This window comes from Streptomyces sp. NPDC055013 (assembly GCF_053608645.1).
On sequence record NZ_JBSGVW010000031.1, the window covers coordinates 62,985 to 83,229 of the forward strand.

A 20,245-nucleotide genomic window follows, 5' to 3' on the forward strand; every position below is an offset into this window, starting at 1 on the left:
ATCAGCGCGGACGCAGTGCGGCGACGGCGACGATCGCCGGTGCCGCGATGAGCAGGACGAAGATGAGCGGTGACGGGGCGCTGTGCGCCGGCCGCCGGTGTGGGGTGGCCCGGTAGGGCGGGTAGTGCACGGGCGCGATGGACGGACTCGGGGTGGGCTCGGCCGACGGCTTCGGTGCGGGCGCCGGGGCAGGTGGGGGCGGCGGCGTGGGCGTGGGGGCCGGCCGCGGGCGGGGCGGCGCCGGCTGAGGAGCCGGGGGCGCGGGTGGAGGTGGGGGCGGTGGCGGCGGCTTGGGCTTCGGGGTGGGCGTGGGCTTCGGCGGTGGCGTGGGGGTGGGGTCCGGAGAGGGCGACGGCGTGGGCGCCGGGGTGGGAGTCGGTGTCGGCGTCGGTGACGGGCACTGCGGGGGAGTGGGCCAGGTGAGGCTCCCGGCGACCGCCACGGACTTCGCGCCGTCGGGACCGGTGTCGGCGTACGCACAGGCGGTGGCCCCGGCCACGCCGGCCGGCGCCGACACCAGCAGCCAGGTCAGCGTCAGCACCGTCAACGCCCGTGCGGTGAGCGTGGATTGGATCGGTTCGAGTCCATGCACGACGAAGATCCTGAGCCCCGCGCGCGGGGCGACATGCCTGAGAGTGAGAGGAATGCCCCGAACGGGCGACGGATGCCCCACGAAAGGTTTGATCAGCGGACGGAGGCGTAACCGCAGGGGCGCACGCCTGTGCGACGAGGGGCGGTGTTCACAGCTTCCGGAAAGAAATTTGTGCGCCGGTTGAACACGAGAGTGGCTTTCGTGCGTACCTCTTGTCGTGCGGCGGCGCAGCAGGGCGCTGCAACACCCTGGTGATTATGGGGAGTTGACGATGAAGACCTCGTGGCGGAGCGCCTCGCTCGTGGTGAGCGCCGTGGCAGTGCTGGCGCTGACGACGGCATGTGGGCAGGAAACGGCCCCGCCGGCGAGCCAGAACGTCGGCGCCACGGCCGCGGCCGGTGATTACGGAACCGCCGGTACGGGCCTGGGGAACGGCACCGGATACGACTCGGGCGCGGCGGGCCAGGAGAGCGCCGCCACCAAGCCGTCCTCCGCCGGTGAGCTGGCCGTTTCCACCAATCAGGAACTCGGCAAGGTGCTGACCGACAGCTCCGGCCTGACCCTCTACCGCTTCGACAAGGACACCGCCGAGCCGCCCAAGTCGAGCTGTGACGGCGACTGCGCCAAGAAGTGGCCGCCGGTCCCCGCGGACGACGCCACGGCCGGCGCCGGCATCGACAAGGCGCTGCTCGGCTCGGTCACCCGGACCGACGGCACCAAGCAGCTGACGGTCGACGGCTGGCCGGCGTACCGCTTCGCGAAGGACACCAATGCCGGTGACGTCAATGGTCAGGGCGTCGGAGGCACTTGGTACGCGCTCGCGCCCAACGGCAAGAAGGCGCAGGGCGGTGCGGGTGCCGAGGCCGGTGACCTGCCCGGTCTGTCCACCCGCAAGGACTCGAAGCTCGGCGAGATCGTCATCGACAAGAACGGCCACACGGTCTACCGCTTCATGAAGGACTCGCCCTGGCCGATGAAGACGGCGTGCACCGGCGAGTGCCTGGAGAAGTGGCCGGTCATCGCGCCGGTCGACGCCGAGGACACCGAGGGCATCGATCTGAAGGGGTCCGGTCCCCGGGGTCAGGGCTACGTGGTCTTCGACCGGCCCGACGGGATCAAGCAGCAGACCATCGACTGCGTACCGATCTACACCTTCGCCGGTGACAAGAAGCCCGGCGACACCAACGGTCAGGGCGTCGGCGGCACTTGGTTCGCCATTCGCCCCGACGGCAAGCCGGTCGGCGCGTCGGAGCAGTAAAAAGATCACACCTCCCCAGGGTTGATCGCCTCACCCAGTCGAGTTCCGACCACGGAAGGGAGGGAGAGACTGCGAGAGTGCCGGACGAACGGACGGCGCGCGCGACCCACCGGTCCGCCCCCTGATGCTCCATGCATAGGGGGCGGACCGGTTTGCCGTCATTCACCCTGATTCTTCGGACTCTTTCGCCATGGTTCGGAACTCTGTGGAATGCTTCGGATGCTTTCGTAGCGGGTGAGTGGGGCATCAATACGGCACGTGCCACAGGCAGTGACCGGGAACGGATGGTCAATTTCCGTTTCCGCTCGCTCCTTTGGCGGGCGATCAGTAGCCTCAGCTCGAACACCGGATCGCCTACGCCTTGGAGAGATAGATGGAGCGTCCCGCCTGGGCCCCTCGGAGCATCGACATCTCGGTGCCCAGTGTCTCGCGAATCTACGACTACTACCTGGGCGGTTCGCACAACTTCGAGGTCGATCGGGAAGCCGCCCGCAAGGCCATGGAGTTCATGCCGGGGCTCCCCAAGATCATGCAGGCCAACCGGGCGTTCATGCGCCGCGCGGTGCGCTTCGCGGTCGACGAGGGCATCACCCAGTTCCTGGACATCGGCTCCGGCATCCCGACGTTCGGCAACGTCCACGAGGTGGCCCAGTCCGCGGTCCCCGGCGCCCGCGTGGTGTACGTCGACCACGACCCGGTCGCCGTCGCGCACAGCCAGGCGGTCCTCGAGGGCAACGACGACGCGGACGTCGTCGCCGCGGACCTGCTCAAGCCGCAGGAGATCCTGGGCAGTTCCGAGGTCGAGCGCCTCATCGACCTGAACCGGCCGGTGGCGCTGCTGCTCGTTGCCATACTGCACTTCGTGGAGGACGAGGACGACCCGTACGCCGTGGTGGCCGAGCTGCGCGACGCGCTCCCGCCCGGCAGCATGCTGGTGCTCACGCATGCCTCGTACGAGGGAATCCCGCTGCCCGAGGAGCGGGCCAAGGGCACGGTGGACGTGTACAAGGACATTCGCAACCCGCTGATCATGCGCTCGCGCGAGGCCATCGCGCGGTTCTTCGAGGGGTACGACATGGTTGAACCCGGATTGGTGCCGATGCCGCTCTGGCGGCCGGACACCGCACCGGACGACGAGGATCCGTATGCCTTCTCCGGCTTCGCCGGCGTGGGACGTACGGCGTGAGCGCGGGGCCGGACGGGCCGGAGGACAGACTGCGCCGGTTCGCGACGATCTGGAGCCGGGCGGTCTTCCCGGTGACCTCGACGTCGTCGACCCGGCCGGAGTTCGAGGAGCAACTGCTGCCGCTGGCCCGGCGGTTGAGTGAGGCGCTCCGGTCCAGGGCCTTCGAGGCCGACGAGGGCAGGGCGGTCGGCGCCGCGCTCGTATCCGCGCACTGCACCGACCCGGAGGCGCTGAGTCGCTCGCTGGACTGCGTCGACGCCTACCTCGTGCTGTACTGCGGCACCGACGGCGACCAGGAGGACCAGCGGGCCCGCTCGTCCCGGCTCCAGCACGCCATGGCCGCCGGGTTCGCCCAGGCGCTGCGCGAGCGGACGCTGGCCGAGCAGGAGGCGATCTCCGCGGCCGCCCTCAAGGCGCAGGGCGTGGTGGCGCAGGCCCTGCACGCCACCGAGGCCCGCTTCCGCGCGGTCTTCGAGGGTGCCGCCATAGGAATCGGCATCGCCGACCTGGACGGCAACGTCCTGCAGGTCAATGGCGCGCTGCTGCGGATGTTCGGCCTCTCCGAGCAGTCCATGCAGGGCCGCAAGGTCATGGAGTGGACCCACCCCGAGGACGCGCCGCAGACCTGGAAGCTCTATGAAGAGCTCGTCCGCGGCGAGCGCGAGCACTACCACGTCGAGAAGGCGTTCTACCGCCCTGACGGAACGGTCCTGTGGACCAACCTCACGGTCTCCCTGCTGCGTGACGCCGACGGCGAACCGCAGTACCAGCTGGCCCTGATGGAGGACACCACCGAGCGCCGGCTGCTCAATCTGCGGCTGCGCTACGAGGCCACCCACGACGCGCTCACCGGACTGCCCAACCGCACCTTCTTCTTCGAGCGTCTGGAGAAGGCGCTGGGCGCCGGGGAAGGCCAGCGGTTCGGCCTGTGCTACCTCGACCTGGACGGCTTCAAGACCGTCAACGACAGCCTCGGCCACGCCGCGGGCGACCGGCTGCTCGTCGAGGTCGCCGACCGGCTGCAGTCCTGCGCCACCGCGCCCGGCGAGATGGTCGCCCGGCTCGGCGGCGACGAGTTCGTGGCGCTGACCACCGGCCCCGACACCGAGCGCGAGGTCGACGAGCTCGCCGCCCGGATCATGAACGTGCTGATCGCGCCGATCAGCGTCGACGGCCGCGAGTTGACCGTGCGCGGCAGCATCGGCATCGTCGAGGGCCCGGCCGGGGAGCGCAGCCCGGCGGAGGTGCTGCGCAGCGCCGACATCACGATGTACCGGGCCAAGTCGGCGGGCGGCAACCGCTTCGAGCTCGCCGACGAGGAGGCCGACGCCCGCGCCATCACCCGGCACGGGCTGACCACGGCGCTGCCGACGGCCCTGGACCGGGGCGAGTTCTTCATCGAGTACCAGCCGCTGGTCCACCTCGGCGACGGCAGTGTGCGCGGCGCCGAGGCCCTGGTGCGCTGGCTGCATCCGCAGCACGGCGTCCTCGGCCCGGACCGCTTCATCCCGCTGGCCGAGCACACCGGGCTCATCGTTCCGCTCGGCCGCTGGGTCCTGGAGCAGTCGGTGCGCCAGGCGCGCGAGTGGCGGGAACGCCACGTCGACGCGGGCCCGCTCCGCATCAACGTCAACCTCTCGCCCTGCCAGCTGACCCACCCCGGGCTGGTACAGGACACGGTGGACATCCTGGAGCGCGCGGGGGTGGCCCCCGACGCCCTCTGCCTGGAAGTCACCGAGTCGGCCCTCATCGGCGCCGACGACGACCTGCTCAAGCCCCTGCGCCGGCTGGCCGAGATGGGCGTCGACATCGCCCTGGACGACTTCGGCACCGGCTACTCCAACCTGGCCAACCTGCGCCGGTTGCCGGTGAGCATCCTCAAGCTGGACCGCTCCTTCACCCAGAGCATGCAGCAGTTCCCGGCCGACCCCGTCGACCTCAAGATCGTCGAGGGCATCGTCTCCCTGGCCCACAGCCTGAACCTGGCCGTGACCGTGGAGGGCGTGGAGACCGGCGCGCAGGCCGAACAACTGCGGATACTCGGCTGCGACACGGCCCAGGGCTGGTACTACGCCCGCCCGGGCCCACCGGAGCGCCTCCACGAACTGGCACTGGTGGACGCCACGGCTTGAGGTGGCGGGGCCGGCGCGGGTTGGGCGGGCTGCGAGGCCCGTCCCGGGCCGGGGTGGGGCGGGCTGGAGCCTGTTCGGTGATGCGGAGTGAGGCGGACTGTGGCCTGTTCCGGGGCCGATGGGATGGGCGGACCGCGGGACCTGTCCGGAAGCCGAGAGGGCGGGGCCGGAGCCCGTTCGGCGATCGGAGTGGGTGGGTTCGATCTGCTCCGGGGACCGGTGGGAGGGGCGGACTGCGGGGACTGTCCCGGATCGGAGAGTGCGGGCTGGGTCCGTTCTGGACCGGCCGCATGTGCGTCGGACCTCGCGCCGATCGGAGAGGGCGGGCCGGAACCCGGGCTCTTCGATCCGGGTGGGGGCGGGTTGGATCTGTTCCGGGATCGCGGGAGGGTCGGGCCGCGACCCGTGTCCCGGGACGGCGGAGGCGCGCTGAACCCCTCTCCGAGGCCGGAGGAGAGCGGGCGGAGGCGGACCGTGTCCCGGCGCCGGCCGCTCACCGCTCCCGTGCGGCCGTTGCTGTCGGCCGGGCTGGGCGGCGGTTCCCGTTGGGTGTGGCGGGGGCGTTTCGTGCGGTGTGTTCGGTTCGGTCGGAGGCTTCGGCCTGGTCTCGTGCGGGCGTGTTGTCGGTCGGGTCGGGCGGCGGTTCCCGTTGGGTGTGGCGGGGGCGTTTCGTGCGGTGTGTTCGGTTCGGTCGGGGGCTTCGGTCTGGTCTCGTGCGGCCATTGCTGTCGGCCGGGCTGGGCGGCGGCCCCCGTTGGGTGTGGCGGGCGTGTGTTCCGTGCAGGGCGTTCGGTTCGGTCGGTGACACCGGCCTGGCGTCGTGCGGCCGTGCTGTCGGCCGGGTCGGGCGGCGGCCCCCGTCGGCCACGCCCGACGGGCGATCCGAGCAACACGTCCCGTTCGGTCGGCTAGCGTGAAGTGCGTCGACTGCGGTAGCGCGCGCCGCGCCGGTCGGCGGGGAGAGCGGACGGGGCGGAAAGGCAGGACACGCCATGCCCGACAGGCCGATCGATCTGGATCTGCGCAAGCTGCGCTACTTCGTGGCCGTGGCCGAGCGCCGGCACTTCGGGCAGGCGGCCGTGGCCCTGCACGTCACCCAGCCCGCGCTGTCCCGGCAGGTACGGCAGCTGGAGCACGAGCTACGAGTCGAACTGTTCACCCGCAGCACGCGCGAGGTCTCGCTCACTCCGGCCGGCGAGCAGTTCCTGCGCGACGCCAAGGCGCTGCTCGCCGCCGCGGAGGCCGCCCAGGAGCGGGCCCGGCGCATCGGCGCCGGTGACGACGCGCTGGTCGTCGGGTTCATGCTGGGCACGGATGTGAGCCTGGCGCTGAACGCGTTCTCCGCGCGCTTCCCCCGCGTCTCCATCGAACTGGTCCGGCTGCGCTGGTGGAGCCAGGCGCGGGCCCTCCTGGACGGCAGTGTCGACGTCGGGTTCGTCCGGCCGCCCCTGGAGACCGACGGGGTGGAGCTGCTCGCCCTGTACGCCGAACAGCTCGCCGCCGTCCTGCCGATCGATCATCCGCGGGCCCGCGACGCCAAGGTCGCCCTCGCGGCCCTGACCGACGACCCCGTCCTCGAGTACGCCGAGGCGGCCGAGGCCTGGTCGGCCGTATGGAACGCCGACCCACGCCCCGACGGCACCCGGCCCGGCCACGGCCCCGCCTTCCACGACATGGAGGAACTGCTGGGCTACGTCAGAGGCGGGCGCGGAATCGCCTTCGTGCCGAGCTCCGTCGCGGCCGCGTTCCCCCGGTCCGACATCGCATACGTCCCCGTCGCCGACGTACCGCCGGGGCAGGTGTCCCTCGCCTGGAACGCCTCGCGTCCCTCGCACCTCGTGACGAGCTTCGTCGAGACCGTCCACGCCGCCGTGCGGGCCCGAGACACGGCGTAGACCTGCGCCGATGCCTCCTCGGCATCAATCGAGCCGTAACAAGCATTGGACGGGATCACAGTGGGCTCGGAGACTCGGAAGTACCAGGAAATCAACTGGAGCGCTTCCCCCCCGACCCCCTTGGAGCCCGCGATGCGTGCTGCCGTCGCCACCGGCGCGAACCTTCCCCTCGCCCTCGACACCCTCGACATCCCCCAGCCCGCCCCCGGCGAGGTCCTGGTCAAGGTCACGGCGTGCGGTGTCTGCTTCTCCGACCTGAACCTGCTGCGCGGCCACTACCCCTTCGCCCGGTTCCCCGTCATCCCCGGACACGAGATCACCGGAGTCGTGACCGCCGTCGGCGAGGGCGTGACCTTCCCCGAGGTCGGCACCACGGTGGGCGCCCAATTCCTCTACGACTCCTGCGAGCACTGCGACTACTGCGTGCGCGGCGACCAGATCCTGTGCCCCCGCAAGCGGATCACCGGCATCGTTGCCGACGGCGGCTACGCCGAGTACGCCCTGCTCAAGGCCAACTTCGTCACCCCGCTGCCCGACGGCCTCGACCCGGTGTCCGCGGCGCCGCTGATGTGCGCCGGCCTCACCGCCTTCAACGGCCTGCGGCAGGGCGGCGTGAAGGCCGGTTCCCGGGTCGCCGTCGTCGGCCTGGGCGGAGTGGGCACCCTGGCCGTGCGCTACGCCGCCGCCATGGGCGCGCGGGTCGCCGTGGTGGGCCGCTCCCGGCGTGGCGAGGACCAGGCCAAGACCCTGGGCGCCGAACTCTTCGTCGCCACCGACCAGTCCGACCCGGCCGAGGCGCTCAGGGCGTGGGACGGCGGCGCCGACCTGGTGCTCAACGCGGCCCCCTCCACCGCCGCTGCCGCAGCCACCCTGGGCGGCCTCGCCCCCGACGGCACCCTGCTGCTCCTCGGCTACGGCTCCGAGCCGCTCACGCTGCCCACCCCGCCCATGGTCCTCAACCGCCTGCACGTGGCCGCGTCCCCCTCCGGCTCGCCCCACGACCTGCGCGACACCCTCGCCTTCTCGCTGGCCCACGGCATCCTGCCCGAGGTCACGCCGATCGCCCTGGACCAGGCCCCGGCGGTTCTCGACGGCATGGCGGAGGGCACCGCCCACGGCCGCAGCGTGATCACCTTCGCCTGACCGCCCGGAACCCCCCTCATTTCCGCACGCAACCAAGGAGCCAGCCATGCCCCACGTCGTCCTCGTCACGGGTGCCTCCAGCGGCTTCGGCGCCCTGACCGCCCGCGCCCTCGCCGACGCCGGACACACCGTCTACGCCGGGATGCGGCAGACCACCGGCCGCAACGCCCCGGCCGTCGCGGACGCGCAGGCCTACGCCGACCAGCACGGCGTGGCGCTGCGTGCCGTCGAACTCGACGTGTCCGGTCAGCAGTCCGTGGACGCCGCGGTCGCGCAGGTGACCGCCGAGGCCGGGCGGATCGACGTCGTCGTCCACAACGCCGGGCACATGGTCCTCGGCCCGACCGAGTCGTTCACGCCGGAGCAGATCGCCGAGATCTACGACACCAACGTGCTGTCCACACAACGCGTCAACCGGGCCGTACTGCCACAGATGCGGGGCCGGCGCGACGGTCTGCTGCTGTGGGTGGGGTCGTCCAGCACCTACGGCGGCACCCCGCCCTACCTCGGCCCCTACTTCGGCGCGAAGGCCGCGATGGACCACCTGGCCAAGAGCTACGCGGTCGAGCTGAGCCGCTTCGGCATCGACACGGCCATCGTGGTCCCGGGTTCCTTCACCTCGGGCACCAACCACTTCGCCCACGCGATGCACCCCGAGGACACGGCCACCGCGGAGGCGTACGACGCCTTCTACGCGGGCCTGATGGACGACGTCGGCAAGGCCCTGGCCGCCCTGGCACCCGCCGACGCCGACGTCATGGAGGTGGCCCGAGCCATCGTCCGCATCGTCGGCACACCGAAGGGCGAGCGCCCCTTCCGGATCACCATCGATCCGGCCGACGACGGTTCGGAGCAGGTCAGCGACGTCGCCGACGGCGTCCGTGCCGACTTCTACGAGCGCATCAGCATGACGGACCTGCTCACGCCCCGCACGGCCGGCTGACCCTCACCGCTCCAGCAGCATCCGCTGCAACTCCCGCGCGGCCCGCGGCGGAGCCACGTCGCTGCGGTGGGCCAGGGCGATCGTCCGGTGCAGTCCGGGCCGGGCCAGCGGGGTGACCCGCAGCCCCCGGCCCGACCGGGCCGCCACCATGCGCGGTACGACGGCCATCCCCAGCCCCGCCCGCACGAACCCCAGCACCGCGTCCATCTCCCCGCCCTCGACCGCGAAGTCCGGCTCGAAGCCCTCGGCACGGCACGCGGCCACCGTCAGCTCACGCAGGTCGTAGCCGTGCCGGAACATCACCAGCCGCTCGCCCTCCAGGTCGGCGATGCGCACGGTGCGCCGGCCACCACCGGGACGGGGCGCCTCCGGCGAGGAGACGACCACCAGGTCCTCGCGCAGCAGCTCCACCGTGGTCAGCGCGGGGGAGGCCGTCGGCAGGGGCAGAACCACCAGGGCCAGGTCGAGGGCACCGCGGGCCAGCTCCCGGATCAGGTCGTGCGAGCCGCCTTCCTCGATCAGCAGCTGGATGCCGGGATAGCGGTCGTGGAAGGCGCGCAGCACATCGGGGAGCAGGCCCGTGCACAGGCTCGGCGTCGCGCCCAGCCGGACCCGCCCCCGGCGCAGCTGCACCAGTTCCTGCACCTCGTGGCGGGCGGTGTCCGCGTCGGCCAGGATGCGCCGGGCCAGCGGCAGCAGGGCCTCCCCGGCGTCCGTCAGCGTGATGTTGCCGCGTGCCCGCAGGAACAGATCCGCGCCCAACTCCCGCTCCAGCGACTTGATCTGCTGCGACAGCGAGGGCTGCGCGACATGCACCAGGTCGGCGGCCCGGGTGAAGTGCCGGGTCTCCGCGACCGCCACGAAGTACTGGAGCTGCTGGAACTGCATCCAGCAAGCATAGGGCTTGTCTATCGAAACGAGCCGGACCATGTCTTGGACCGATGGGGTGGCCCGGCCGTAGCGTCCTGTTCCATGGCTCTGGCAACGCGGACGGATCGACGGCCGTCCATGGCACGCACGGTGTGGGACTCGACCGTCGGCAAGAAGACCGTGATGGCGGTCAGCGGTCTGATCATGCTGGCGTACCTGGTCGTCCACATGATCGGAAACCTGAAGATCTTCTTCGGGGCGGGCGAGTTCAACCACTACGCGCACTGGCTGCGCACCGTCGGCGAGCCGTTCATGCACTACGAGTGGACGCTCTGGCTCGTCCGTATCGTGCTGGTCGTCGCCGTCGTCGCCCATGCCACGTCGGCGTACCAGCTCAGCCGCCGCGACATCAGGGCGCGCCCCAGCAAGTACGTGCACAAGAAGCCGCGGGCCTCCTACGCCACGCGCACCATGCGCTGGGGCGGCATCATCCTCGGCCTGTTCATCGTCTGGCACGTCCTCGATCTGACGACCGGCACCGTGCACTCCGGCGGCTTCCAGGAGGGCCGGCCGTACCAGAACGTCGTGGACACCTTCTCCACCTGGTACGGCAACGTGATCTACATCGTCGCGATGCTCGCCCTCGGCCTGCACATCCGGCACGGCTTCTGGAGCGCCGCCCAGACCCTCGGCGCCGGCAGCCGCACCCGCGACCGCGCCCTGAAGGTCACGGCCGACATCCTCGCGCTGCTGCTCACGGTCGGTTTCATCGCCGTACCCGTGGGCGTCATGACCGGATTGGTGAACTGACATGTCTACCTACGCCGAGTACACGACCGGCGAACCGGTCCTCGACACCAAGGCCCCCGCCGGGCCCGTGGGCGAGCGCTGGGACAAGCGCCGCTTCGAGGCCAAGCTGGTCAACCCCGCCAACCGGCGCAAGCACACGGTCATCGTGGTGGGCACGGGCCTGGCCGGCGGCTCGGCGGGCGCCACCCTCGCCGAACAGGGCTACCACGTCGTCCAGTTCTGCTACCAGGACTCCCCGCGCCGCGCCCACTCCATCGCCGCACAGGGCGGCATCAACGCCGCGAAGAACTACCGCAACGACGGCGACTCCATCCACCGCCTCTTCTACGACACGGTGAAGGGCGGCGACTTCCGCGCCCGGGAGTCCAACGTCCACCGGCTCGCCCAGATCTCCGTCGAGATCATCGACCAGTGCGTGGCCCAGGGCGTGCCCTTCGCCCGCGAGTACGGCGGTCTGCTCGACACCCGCTCCTTCGGCGGCGTCCAGGTGTCCCGCACGTTCTACGCCCGCGGCCAGACGGGCCAGCAGCTGCTGCTCGGCGCGTATCAGGCACTGAGCAGGCAGATCGCCGCGGGGAACGTCGAGATGCACCCGCGTACCGAGATGCTCGACCTGATCGTCATCGACGGCAAGGCGCGCGGAATCGTGGCCCGGGACCTCATCACCGGCCGCGTCGACACCTACTTCGCGGACGCCGTCGTACTCGCGAGCGGCGGCTACGGCAACGTCTTCTACCTGTCGACGAACGCCATGAACTCCAACGCCACCGCGATCTGGCGGGCCCACCGGCGCGGCGCCTACTTCGCCAACCCCTGTTTCACGCAGATCCACCCGACGTGCATCCCGCGCACCGGCGACCACCAGTCCAAGCTGACGCTGATGAGCGAGTCGCTGCGCAACGACGGCCGGATCTGGGTGCCGAAGGCCAAGGGCGACGACCGCCCCGCGAACAAGATCCCGGAGGACGAGCGCGACTACTACCTGGAGCGCATCTACCCGTCCTTCGGCAACCTGGTGCCCCGCGACATCGCCTCCCGCGCCGCGAAGAACGTGTGCGACGAGGGGAGGGGCGTCGGACCCGGCGGGCAGGGCGTCTACCTGGACTTCGCCGACGCCATCGAGCGGATGGGCCGCAAGGCCGTCGAGGCCAGGTACGGCAACCTCTTCGACATGTACCAGCGGATCACCGACGAGGATCCGTACGAGGTGCCGATGCGGATCTACCCGGCCGTGCACTACACGATGGGCGGCCTGTGGGTCGACTACGACCTGCAGACCACCGTCCCCGGCCTGTTCGCGATCGGCGAGGCCAACTTCTCCGACCACGGGGCGAACCGGCTCGGCGCCTCGGCCCTGATGCAGGGCCTGGCCGACGGCTACTTCGTGCTGCCGGCCACCATCAACGACTACCTCGCCCGCAATCCGCACCACGAGGCGGTCACCGACGAGCACCCCGTCGTGCAGGAGGTGCTGGCCGAGACCCAGGACCGGCTCAACCTGCTGCTGGCCGTGGACGGCGACCGTACGCCGGACTCCTTCCACCGTGAACTCGGCGAGCTGATGTGGGAGTTCTGCGGGATGGCCCGCACGGACTCCGGGCTGCGCAAGGCCCTCGAACGCATCCCGCAGATCCGCGAGGAGTTCTGGCGGCGGATCAAGGTGCCGGGCACCGGCGAGGAGTTCAACCAGTCGCTGGAGAAGGCCAACCGCGTCGTCGACTACCTGGAGCTCGCAGAGCTCATGTGCCTCGACGCGCTGGACCGCAGCGAGTCCTGCGGCGGCCACTTCCGCGAGGAGTCGCAGACGCCGGACGGCGAGGCGGCCCGCAAGGACGACGAGTTCGCCTACGCGGCGGCCTGGGAGTTCACCGACACGGGCACCGCTCCCGTGCTGCACAAGGAAGACCTGGTCTTCGAGTACGTCCACCCCACCCAGCGGAGCTACGCATGAAGCTCACCCTGCGCGTCTGGCGGCAGCGCAACGCCGACGCCGACGGCGCCATGTCCACGTACGAGGTGGACGGCATCTCCTCCGACATGTCCTTCCTGGAGATGCTCGACACCCTCAACGAAGAGCTCATCCTCCGCGGTGAGGACCCGGTCGCCTTCGACCACGACTGCCGGGAGGGCATCTGCGGCGCCTGCTCGCTCGTCATCAACGGTGACGCGCACGGCCCCGAGCGGACGACCACCTGCCAGCTGCACATGCGGTCCTTCAAGGACGGCGACACGATCGACATCGAGCCGTGGCGGGCGTCGGCGTTCCCCGTGATCAAGGACCTGGTCGTCGACCGGTCCGCCTTCGACCGGATCATCCAGGCGGGCGGGTACGTCACCGCCCCGACGGGTGCCGCGCCGGAGGCCCATGCCACACCCGTACCCAAACCGGACGCCGACTTCGCCTTCGAGCACGCCGAGTGCATCGGCTGCGGGGCGTGTGTGGCCGCGTGTCCCAACGGGGCGGCGATGCTGTTCACTTCCGCCAAGGTCAACCATCTGAACGTGCTGCCGCAGGGGGCGCCCGAGCGTGAGACCCGTGTCCTGGACATGGTGGCGCAGATGGACGACGAAGGCTTCGGCGGGTGCACTCTCACCGGAGAGTGCGCCACCGCCTGCCCCAAGGGCATCCCGCTGATGTCCATCACCAGCATGAACAAGGAGTGGCTGCGGGCCACGCGGAAGGTGAAGCGGTAGGGCGAGGCGCCCAACAGACGTTCGCCGAAAGGTGCGGACGGGCGGGGCCGGGAGTGGTGCTCTCCGGCCCCGTCTGGCGTTTCCGCACCCGCCGGGTGAACAGCACTGGATCGCCCGGCTGACCGGCCGGACACCGGAACATGGACGGCCGGTACCAGCTCGCGCCGTTCAACATTCGCACATCCACTCTCCTGGCACAGGTCACGCATACGCCAACCGGCATAGGAAGAACAGGGGCGGCACATCGCACCGCTCCCACCGAGCTCCGCTCGCCGTCCCCGGCCCGTGACCAGGAGTAAGCCATGACCGGCGTACTGACCGTCGACCGTCCCCCGCAGCCCACGGCACCCACCCGCTACACCGTCGGCCTCGCCCGAGGCGAGGAGGACGTGCGCGCCGCCCAGCGGCTGCGGCACGACGTCTTCGCCGGTGAGATGGGAGCCCTGCTGACCACCCCGCAGCCGGGTCACGACATCGATGCCTTCGACGCGTACTGCGATCACCTGCTCGTCCGTGAGGAGGTGTCCGGCCAGGTCGTCGGCACCTACCGGCTGCTCCCGCCGGAGCGGGCGGCGGTCGCGGGCCGGCTGTACTCCGAGGGCGAGTTCGACCTGAGCCGCATCGACGGCCTGCGTCCGAACCTGGTCGAGGTCGGCCGCTCCTGTGTGCACCCCGACCACCGCGACGGCGCCGTGATCAGCCTCATCTGGGCCGGCATCGCCCGCTACATGGTCGACCGCGGCCACGAGTGGCTGGCCGGCTGCTGCTCGATCCCGCTGGCCGACGGCGGCAAGCTCGCGGCGGCCACCTGGGACCGGGTACAGGCCAAGCACCTGGCCCCGGAGGAGTACCGGGTACGGCCGCTGCGGCCCTGGCAGCCCACCGAGCCCGCCCCCGCCGCCCGCATGGAACTCCCGGCCCTCCTGCGCGGCTACCTCCGCCTCGGCGCCTGGGTCTGCGGCGAGCCCGCGCACGACCCGGAGTTCGGCGTCGCCGACATGTACGTGCTGCTGTCGATGCGCCGGGTCAACTCGCGCTACCTGCGGCACTTCCTCTCCCTCGTCCCGGCGTGACGGACGTGGCGGCCATGAGCACCCACTCCCTCGGTGCCGTCGGTGTCCCCACCGCGACCGCTGCCAAGGCCCGGGCGACCGGCGCACCGGCCGCAGCGGCCCACCCCGTCGAGGTGGCGACCCTCTGGCGGCCCAGCGCCCCCTGCACCCCGCGCGGGTGCGTGGACGCGACGGGACCGGCCAGGGCCGTGCCGCTGGCCGCCCTGCGGATCGCGGCGGTCCTGCTCCTGCTGCTCGTCGGGTTCCTGCTCACCCCGCTGGGCGGGCGGATACCCGGCGCCCTCGTCCGGCGCTGGTCCCGGTGGGTCGTACGGGCCGCGGGCGTCCGGGTACGGATCGACGGCCGCGCCGCGTCCGACGGCGGGCTGCTGCTCGTCGCCAACCACGTGTCCTGGCTGGACATCCCGCTGCTCGCCGCCGTCCGTCCGGCCCGGATGCTCGCCAAGTCGGAGATCCGGGACTGGCCGGTGGCGGGGTGGATGACCGCCCGCAGCGGTGCCCTGTTCATCGACCGGGACCGGATCCGCGCCCTGCCCGACACGGTGGCCCGGATCGCCGAGGCGTTGCGGGCCGGCGAAGCGGTCGCCGTCTTCCCCGAGGGCAGTACGTGGTGCGGCCGGGCCCAGGGTCACTTCCGCCGGGCCGCGTTCCAGGCGGCCCTCGACGCGGGCGTCCCGGTCCAGCCGGTCCGCCTGCGCTACCGGGCGGCCCAGGGCACGCCCAGCACGGCGGCCGCGTTCGTCGGCGCGGACGCGCTGCTCACCTCGGTGTGGCGGGTGGTGCGGGCACGCGAGCTGGTCGCGGAGGCGGAGGTGCCGGAGCCGATGGCGCCGGGCAGCCACCCGGACCGCCGCTCTCTGGCCCGGGCGGCCGAGACGTCCGTACTACTGAGGGCGCAGCAGCCGGAGATCCTCGCCCCAGGCGTCCAGCACCGCCCCGTGACCCTCGCGGCGGGCCGAGGCCTCCACGCGGGCGAACAGCCGCCGCTGGACCGCCACGTCGCCGCTCGCGGAGATACGGTCCACAACTCCCAGCAGGGCGTCGCCGTCCCAGCCCGGCAACGGGTGACGGGCAAGCTCCCAGCGTAGGTACTTGTTGTACGGGCGGGGGCGCCGGTCGAGGGCGAAGAGCAGCTCCAGCAGGTGCCCCACGCTGTCGGTGGCGTCGAGCCGGGCGGCGAGCGGCTCGCCGTCACGGTCGTTCTTCACCGAGCGGTAAAGGGAGTTGGCGTATGCGTCCAGCCAACCGCCCGCGGCCCGGAACGCTTCGTCGGCGCTGAGCCGCGCCTTGGCGGCGAGGATCTCAGCGATCCCCCCGAAGTCCGCGATCCCTCCGGCGGGCCGGTCGAGTACGATCCGCGCCCGGGCGAGGGCGTAGCGCTCGTGCCCCGGCATTCCGGCTGCCCGGAACTCGGCGAGGGAGACGATCACCAGATCCAGTCGCGACGTGCGATGACCGGTGAAGCGACGGAGGTCCGTCGCCGCGCCGTCCGCGAGGACGACGTACAGATCGTGGTCGGAGTGCTCGGTGGCCATGCCGTCATGGGCCCGCGAGCCTTTGAGGACGAGGCCGACGACAGCGGGGTCGGCCGTGGCGAGCTCGACGAACGCGTCGTAGGTGAGGGACTGCTGCGCGGTCATGCGTGATCTCCGGTGGATCGGCGACGGGTATGCCTGCCGGGGCGGCCACGGAAGGTCCGGGCGCCCACACGGTCCGCGACGGCACACGCCGACGCGCGGAGGGTCAACGCACGGGGTCAGTCTACGACCCTCAAGTACCGTGTCGCCAAAGGCGGTTACGGCATGACGCGGGCCAGATACGGCGCCGTGGCGCTGCCCTCCGTCCGAGCCACGTCCACCGGCGGGCCCGCCGCCACGATCCGTCCGCCCGCGTCACCACCGCCCGGCCCCAGGTCGATCACCCAGTCCGCGCCCGCGACGACGGACATGTCGTGCTCGACCACGACGACGGTGTGCCCGGCGTCGACGAGGCCGTGCAGCTGGCGCATCAGCACCTCGACGTCGGCCGGGTGGAGTCCGGTCGTCGGCTCGTCGAGGAGGTAGAGGGTGTGGCCGCGCCGGCCGCGCTGCAACTCGCTCGCCAGCTTGATGCGCTGGGCCTCACCGCCGGACAGTTCGGTGGCGGGCTGCCCGAGGCGCAGATAGCCGAGGCCCACGTCCAGCAGGGCGCCGAGACTGCGGGCCACGGCAGGGGTGTCCGCGAAGAACTCCGCCGCCGCCTCGACCGTGAGGTCCAGCACCTGTGCGATGTTCCGTCCCCGGTACGCCACTTGCAGCGTCTCGGGGTTGTAGCGCGCCCCGCCGCAGTCCGGGCACGGCGCGTACGTGCTCGGCAGGAACAGCAGCTCCACGCTGACGAACCCCTCGCCCTGACAGGTCTCGCACCGCCCGCCCGCGACATTGAAGGAGAACCGCCCGACGCCGTAATCACGGGCCCGCGCCTCGTCGGTGGCTGCGAACACCTTGCGTACCACGTCGAAGAGCCCGGTGTAGGTGGCGAGGTTGGAGCGCGGGGTGCGGCCGATCGGCCTCTGGTCGACCGAGACCAGCCGCCCGACACCCGCCGACTCCTCGGTGATCTCGCCGATGAGCGTGGACTTGCCCGAACCCGAGACGCCGGTGACGGCCGTGAACACCCCGAGCGGGAACTCGGTGGTCACTCCGCGCAGATTGTGCCGGGTGACCGGGCCCACCTTCAACTGGCCGCGCGGGGCCCGCACTTGGCGAGCGGCGGCGGGCGAGCCGTCGAACAGGAAGCGCGCGGTGGCCGACTCCGTGACCGCCGCCAGCTCCGCCACCGGCCCGCTGTGCAGCACCTGCCCGCCGTGCTCACCCGCCTGCGGTCCCACGTCGACCAGCCAGTCGGCGCCGCGCATGACGTCGAGATGATGCTCGACCACGAACACCGTGTTCCCGCCCGCCTTCAGCCGCGCCAGCACCGTAAGCAGCGCCTCGGTGTCCGCCGGGTGCAGTCCCGCGGACGGCTCGTCGAGGACGTACACGACACCGAACAGCCCGGACCGCAGCTGCGTCGCGAGCCGCAGGCGCTGCAGTTCGCCCGCCGAGAGCGTGGGCGTGGCGCGGTCGAGGCTCAGATAGCCGAGGCCGAGCTCGACGACGGGCCCGATACGGGACTTGAGGTCCTCGGTGAGGACACGGGCCGCCTCCGAGGAGCCGCCCTTCAACAACCCCGCCAGCTCCGTGAGCGGCAGCGCGGCCACATCGGCGATCGTCCGGCCGGCGAAGGTCACCGCCAGCGCCTCGGGCCGCAGCCTGCTGCCGCCGCACGCCGGGCAGGGCGCGGCGGCGAGGAACCGCTCCGCCTTCGTCCTGAGGGTCGGGCTCTTGGAGTCGGCGAACGTCTTCATGACGTACCGGCGGGCGCTCATGTACGTGCCCTGGTACGGGCGTTGGATGCGGTCGGCGTCGCGCACCGGGTGCACGGTGACCACCGGCTGCTCCTGCGTGAACAGGATCCACTCCCGCTCCTCGGCGGGCAGCTCGCGCCAGGGCCGGTCGACGTCGTGGCCGAGCGCGTCGAGGATGTCGCGCAGGTTCTTGCCCTGCCAGGCACCCGGCCACGCCGCGATCGCGCCTTCCCGGATCGACAACCCCGGATCGGGGACCAGCAACTCCTCGGTCGTTCGGTGCACCTGCCCGAGCCCGTGGCACTCCGGGCACGCCCCGGCCGCCGTGTTCGGTGAGAAGGAGTCCGAGTCGAGCCGCTCGGCGCCCGGCGGGTAGTCGCCCGCCCGGGAGTACAGCATCCGCAGGGAGTTGGAGAGGTTCGTGACCGTGCCGACGGAGGAGCGGGATGTCGGCGCCGAGCGGCGTTGCTGGAGGGACACGGCGGGTGGCAGCCCGGTGATCTCACCGACCTTCGGCGCACCGACCTGGTGGATCAGCCTGCGTGCGTACGGCGCGACCGACTCGAAGTAGCGGCGCTGGGCCTCCGCGTAGATCGTGCCGAAGGCGAGCGACGACTTCCCGGACCCGGACACACCGGTGAACACGGCCAGCACGTCCCGTGGGATGTCGACGTCCACGCCCCTGAGATTGTGCTCACGGGCGCCGCGTACGCGGACGTAGGGGTCGTGCGGGGAGTGCATGGGGTGAGGGCTCCGGAAGGTGGGTGTCGATGTCGTGGGCAAACCTCGGTGGGGGCACACCACGGTGTGGGCAAACCCCGCAATTCTAAACGAACGGGGCGCGTGGGCCGCATGAGCCACCTGCTGTTCACGATGCCGTCGGCTCGCCCACACCGGCCCCCCATACCGTCTCGCCAGTCTCTCTTCCTACCGAGGAGTATCGTGAGCGCCTCAGCTCTGAGCACTCTCACCGCCGCGCTGCTGATGGTCACGGGCGCGTCCGCCCCGCAGCCGGTCTCCGTCTCCGCGCGCGTGGAGACCCCCGTCGTGTACGACGACGAGGCGGGCGGCAACGCCGACGCCGACGACCCGGCCGTCTGGGTCGACCCCCGCGACGCGGGCCGCAGCCTAGTGATCAGCACCCTCAAGGAGGCCGGCCTCGACGTCTACGGCCTCGACGGCAAGCGGCTCCAGCACATCGCCGCGCCCGCGGCACCCGGCGAGGAGGCAGCCCCCGGCCGCTTCAACAACGTCGACGTCGTCTACGGCTTCGAACTGGGCGGCAGGAAGACCGACCTGGCCGTGGTCAGCGACCGCGGCCGGGACCGCGTCCGGGCCTTTGCCATCGACCCGGCCGCGGTGGCGGCGGGCAGGTCCCCGCTGAAGGACGTGACGGCGGCCGGCGCCGCGCCCGTCTTCTCCGCGAGCGAGGCCGAGGTCGACGACCAGCGCACCGCCTACGGGCTGGCCGCCTTCAGCGACGACGACAACGCCTACGTCGTGGTGTCGCGCCGTTCGGAGACCCGGGTACGGCTGCTGCAGCTGGAGGACCGGGGCGGCCGCGTCGGCTACAAGGCCGAGGACACCCTCGACCTGCCCGGCTCCTTCACGCTGCCGAACGGCAGGAGCTGGACGCCCTGCGCCGACCCCGGCGATCGCGCGCAGGTGGAGGGCATGGTCGTCGACCAGGAGAAGCACGTCCTGTACGCCGCCCAGGAGGACGTCGGACTGTGGCGGGTCGACCTCGACGGCGAGGAGTTCGGCCGGCCCGAGCTGATCGACCGGGTGCGGGAGTACGGCACTCCGTGGACGTATGACACCGAGGAGGAGGAGTGCGTCGTCGACACGGCCAACGACCCCGGCTTCGGCGGTGAGCACCTGAGCGCCGACGCCGAGGGCGCCACGATCTACCACGCCGCCGACGGCAAGGGATACCTGCTCGCCTCCAGCCAGGGCGACAACACCTTCGCCGTGTACGAGCGCCAGCGCCGCAACGCCTACCTCGGCTCCTTCACCGTCACCGACAGCGCCGCCACCGACGGGGTGCAGCACTCCGACGGCGCCGCCGTGGTCAATGTGCCGCTCGGCCGCTCGTTCCCCAAGGGACTGCTCGTCACCCACGACGGCGAGGCCGCGCCGGCCGACGGGGACCGGGAGGGCACCAACTTCAAGTTCACGCGGTGGGACTCGGTGGCGACCGCGTTCCCGAAGCCGCTGACGATCGACACCAAGTCGTTCGACCCGCGCGACACGGACTGACG

At 71.6% G+C, this 20,245-nt stretch carries 15 protein-coding genes and 1 pseudogene; 12 read left to right on the top strand and 4 right to left on the bottom strand.

Features of this window, described 5'->3' with window-relative positions; genetic code table 11:
• Window position 1: 1 nt before the first annotated feature.
• Window positions 2-592 carry a hypothetical protein gene (locus ACWGDB_RS31100; RefSeq protein WP_453825476.1) on the bottom strand — a complete coding sequence of 197 codons (591 nt, stop codon included), beginning with the start codon at window positions 590-592 and terminating at the stop codon, window positions 2-4.
• A 271-nt stretch (window positions 593-863) separates the two neighbouring features.
• Here ACWGDB_RS31100 and ACWGDB_RS31105 point away from each other — a divergent pair, with 271 nt between their 5' ends.
• The 6 genes from ACWGDB_RS31105 to ACWGDB_RS31130 all read left to right on the top strand — a co-directional run bounded on the left by ACWGDB_RS31105 (window position 864) and on the right by ACWGDB_RS31130 (window position 9,149).
• The gene (locus ACWGDB_RS31105; protein ID WP_453825477.1) at window positions 864-1,850 is read left to right on the top strand and encodes an SCO0930 family lipoprotein; all 987 of its coding nucleotides are present in this window, start codon (window positions 864-866) and stop codon (window positions 1,848-1,850) included.
• 373 nt (window positions 1,851-2,223) lie between these two features.
• Window positions 2,224-3,036 (top strand): SAM-dependent methyltransferase, encoded by an 813-nt coding sequence (locus ACWGDB_RS31110; protein WP_383599802.1) that lies wholly within the window; start codon window positions 2,224-2,226, stop codon window positions 3,034-3,036.
• Complete coding sequence (locus ACWGDB_RS31115) at window positions 3,033-5,168, top strand: putative bifunctional diguanylate cyclase/phosphodiesterase (protein ID WP_453825478.1); 2,136 nt, start codon at window positions 3,033-3,035, stop codon at window positions 5,166-5,168. Before ACWGDB_RS31110 ends, ACWGDB_RS31115 begins: the two co-directional genes overlap by 4 nt.
• 992 nt (window positions 5,169-6,160) lie before the next feature.
• Window positions 6,161-7,063 (top strand): LysR family transcriptional regulator, encoded by a 903-nt coding sequence (locus ACWGDB_RS31120; protein ID WP_453825479.1) that lies wholly within the window; start codon window positions 6,161-6,163, stop codon window positions 7,061-7,063.
• A gap of 132 nt (window positions 7,064-7,195) precedes the next feature.
• Window positions 7,196-8,206, top strand: a complete 1,011-nt coding sequence (locus ACWGDB_RS31125) for an alcohol dehydrogenase catalytic domain-containing protein (protein ID WP_453825480.1) — start codon at window positions 7,196-7,198, stop codon at window positions 8,204-8,206.
• Between the two features lie 46 nt (window positions 8,207-8,252).
• Complete coding sequence (locus tag ACWGDB_RS31130; RefSeq protein WP_453825481.1) at window positions 8,253-9,149, top strand: SDR family oxidoreductase; 897 nt, start codon at window positions 8,253-8,255, stop codon at window positions 9,147-9,149.
• A gap of 3 nt (window positions 9,150-9,152) precedes the next feature.
• On the opposite strand, the gene ACWGDB_RS31135 is transcribed toward ACWGDB_RS31130, so the two are convergent.
• Window positions 9,153-10,037: a LysR family transcriptional regulator gene (locus tag ACWGDB_RS31135; protein WP_453825482.1), complete on the bottom strand. Its 885-nt coding sequence runs from the start codon at window positions 10,035-10,037 to the stop codon at window positions 9,153-9,155.
• Between the two features lie 120 nt (window positions 10,038-10,157).
• On the opposite strand from ACWGDB_RS31135, the gene ACWGDB_RS31140 reads away from it, so the two are divergent.
• From ACWGDB_RS31140 to ACWGDB_RS31160, 5 genes and pseudogenes are all read left to right on the top strand, one after another.
• Window positions 10,158-10,829, top strand: a complete 672-nt coding sequence (locus ACWGDB_RS31140) for a succinate dehydrogenase (protein WP_453825519.1) — start codon at window positions 10,158-10,160, stop codon at window positions 10,827-10,829.
• Between the two features lies 1 nt (window position 10,830).
• Window positions 10,831-12,780, top strand: a complete 1,950-nt coding sequence (locus ACWGDB_RS31145; protein WP_453825483.1) for a fumarate reductase/succinate dehydrogenase flavoprotein subunit — start codon at window positions 10,831-10,833, stop codon at window positions 12,778-12,780.
• The gene (locus tag ACWGDB_RS31150; protein WP_369274969.1) at window positions 12,777-13,523 is read left to right on the top strand and encodes a succinate dehydrogenase/fumarate reductase iron-sulfur subunit; all 747 of its coding nucleotides are present in this window, start codon (window positions 12,777-12,779) and stop codon (window positions 13,521-13,523) included. The genes ACWGDB_RS31145 and ACWGDB_RS31150 overlap by 4 nt, the downstream gene beginning before the upstream one ends.
• A gap of 302 nt (window positions 13,524-13,825) precedes the next feature.
• Window positions 13,826-14,596, top strand: a complete 771-nt coding sequence (locus ACWGDB_RS31155; RefSeq protein WP_453825484.1) for a GNAT family N-acetyltransferase — start codon at window positions 13,826-13,828, stop codon at window positions 14,594-14,596.
• A gap of 14 nt (window positions 14,597-14,610) precedes the next feature.
• A pseudogene (locus ACWGDB_RS31160) lies at window positions 14,611-15,231 on the top strand (lysophospholipid acyltransferase family protein); the annotation flags it as partial.
• A 249-nt stretch (window positions 15,232-15,480) separates the two neighbouring features.
• On the opposite strand, the gene ACWGDB_RS31165 reads toward ACWGDB_RS31160, so the two are convergent.
• The gene (locus tag ACWGDB_RS31165; protein ID WP_453825485.1) at window positions 15,481-16,236 is read right to left on the bottom strand and encodes a hypothetical protein; all 756 of its coding nucleotides are present in this window, start codon (window positions 16,234-16,236) and stop codon (window positions 15,481-15,483) included.
• A gap of 155 nt (window positions 16,237-16,391) precedes the next feature.
• On the bottom strand, window positions 16,392-18,725 hold the full coding sequence (locus tag ACWGDB_RS31170; protein WP_453825486.1) for an ATP-binding cassette domain-containing protein: 2,334 nt from the start codon (window positions 18,723-18,725) through the stop codon (window positions 16,392-16,394).
• A 201-nt stretch (window positions 18,726-18,926) separates the two neighbouring features.
• Here ACWGDB_RS31170 and ACWGDB_RS31175 point away from each other — a divergent pair, with 201 nt between their 5' ends.
• Complete coding sequence (locus ACWGDB_RS31175) at window positions 18,927-20,243, top strand: phytase (RefSeq protein WP_453825487.1); 1,317 nt, start codon at window positions 18,927-18,929, stop codon at window positions 20,241-20,243.
• The last annotated feature ends 2 nt before the right edge of the window (window positions 20,244-20,245 follow it).

Bases quoted from the DNA above. Each gene is read 5' to 3' on its own strand.
- ACWGDB_RS31105 (WP_453825477.1), top strand. From the start codon at position 864: ATGAAGACCTCGTGGCGGAGCGCCTCGCTCGTGGTGAGCGCCGTGGCA.
- ACWGDB_RS31110 (WP_383599802.1), top strand. From the start codon at position 2,224: ATGGAGCGTCCCGCCTGGGCCCCTCGGAGCATCGACATCTCGGTGCCC.
- ACWGDB_RS31120 (WP_453825479.1), top strand. From the start codon at position 6,161: ATGCCCGACAGGCCGATCGATCTGGATCTGCGCAAGCTGCGCTACTTC.
- ACWGDB_RS31125 (WP_453825480.1), top strand. From the start codon at position 7,196: ATGCGTGCTGCCGTCGCCACCGGCGCGAACCTTCCCCTCGCCCTCGAC.
- ACWGDB_RS31130 (WP_453825481.1), top strand. From the start codon at position 8,253: ATGCCCCACGTCGTCCTCGTCACGGGTGCCTCCAGCGGCTTCGGCGCC.
- ACWGDB_RS31135 (WP_453825482.1), bottom strand. From the start codon at position 10,037: ATGCAGTTCCAGCAGCTCCAGTACTTCGTGGCGGTCGCGGAGACCCGG.
- ACWGDB_RS31140 (WP_453825519.1), top strand. From the start codon at position 10,158: ATGGCACGCACGGTGTGGGACTCGACCGTCGGCAAGAAGACCGTGATG.
- ACWGDB_RS31145 (WP_453825483.1), top strand. From the start codon at position 10,831: ATGTCTACCTACGCCGAGTACACGACCGGCGAACCGGTCCTCGACACC.
- ACWGDB_RS31150 (WP_369274969.1), top strand. From the start codon at position 12,777: ATGAAGCTCACCCTGCGCGTCTGGCGGCAGCGCAACGCCGACGCCGAC.
- ACWGDB_RS31155 (WP_453825484.1), top strand. From the start codon at position 13,826: ATGACCGGCGTACTGACCGTCGACCGTCCCCCGCAGCCCACGGCACCC.
- ACWGDB_RS31165 (WP_453825485.1), bottom strand. From the start codon at position 16,236: ATGACCGCGCAGCAGTCCCTCACCTACGACGCGTTCGTCGAGCTCGCC.
- ACWGDB_RS31170 (WP_453825486.1), bottom strand. From the start codon at position 18,725: ATGCACTCCCCGCACGACCCCTACGTCCGCGTACGCGGCGCCCGTGAG.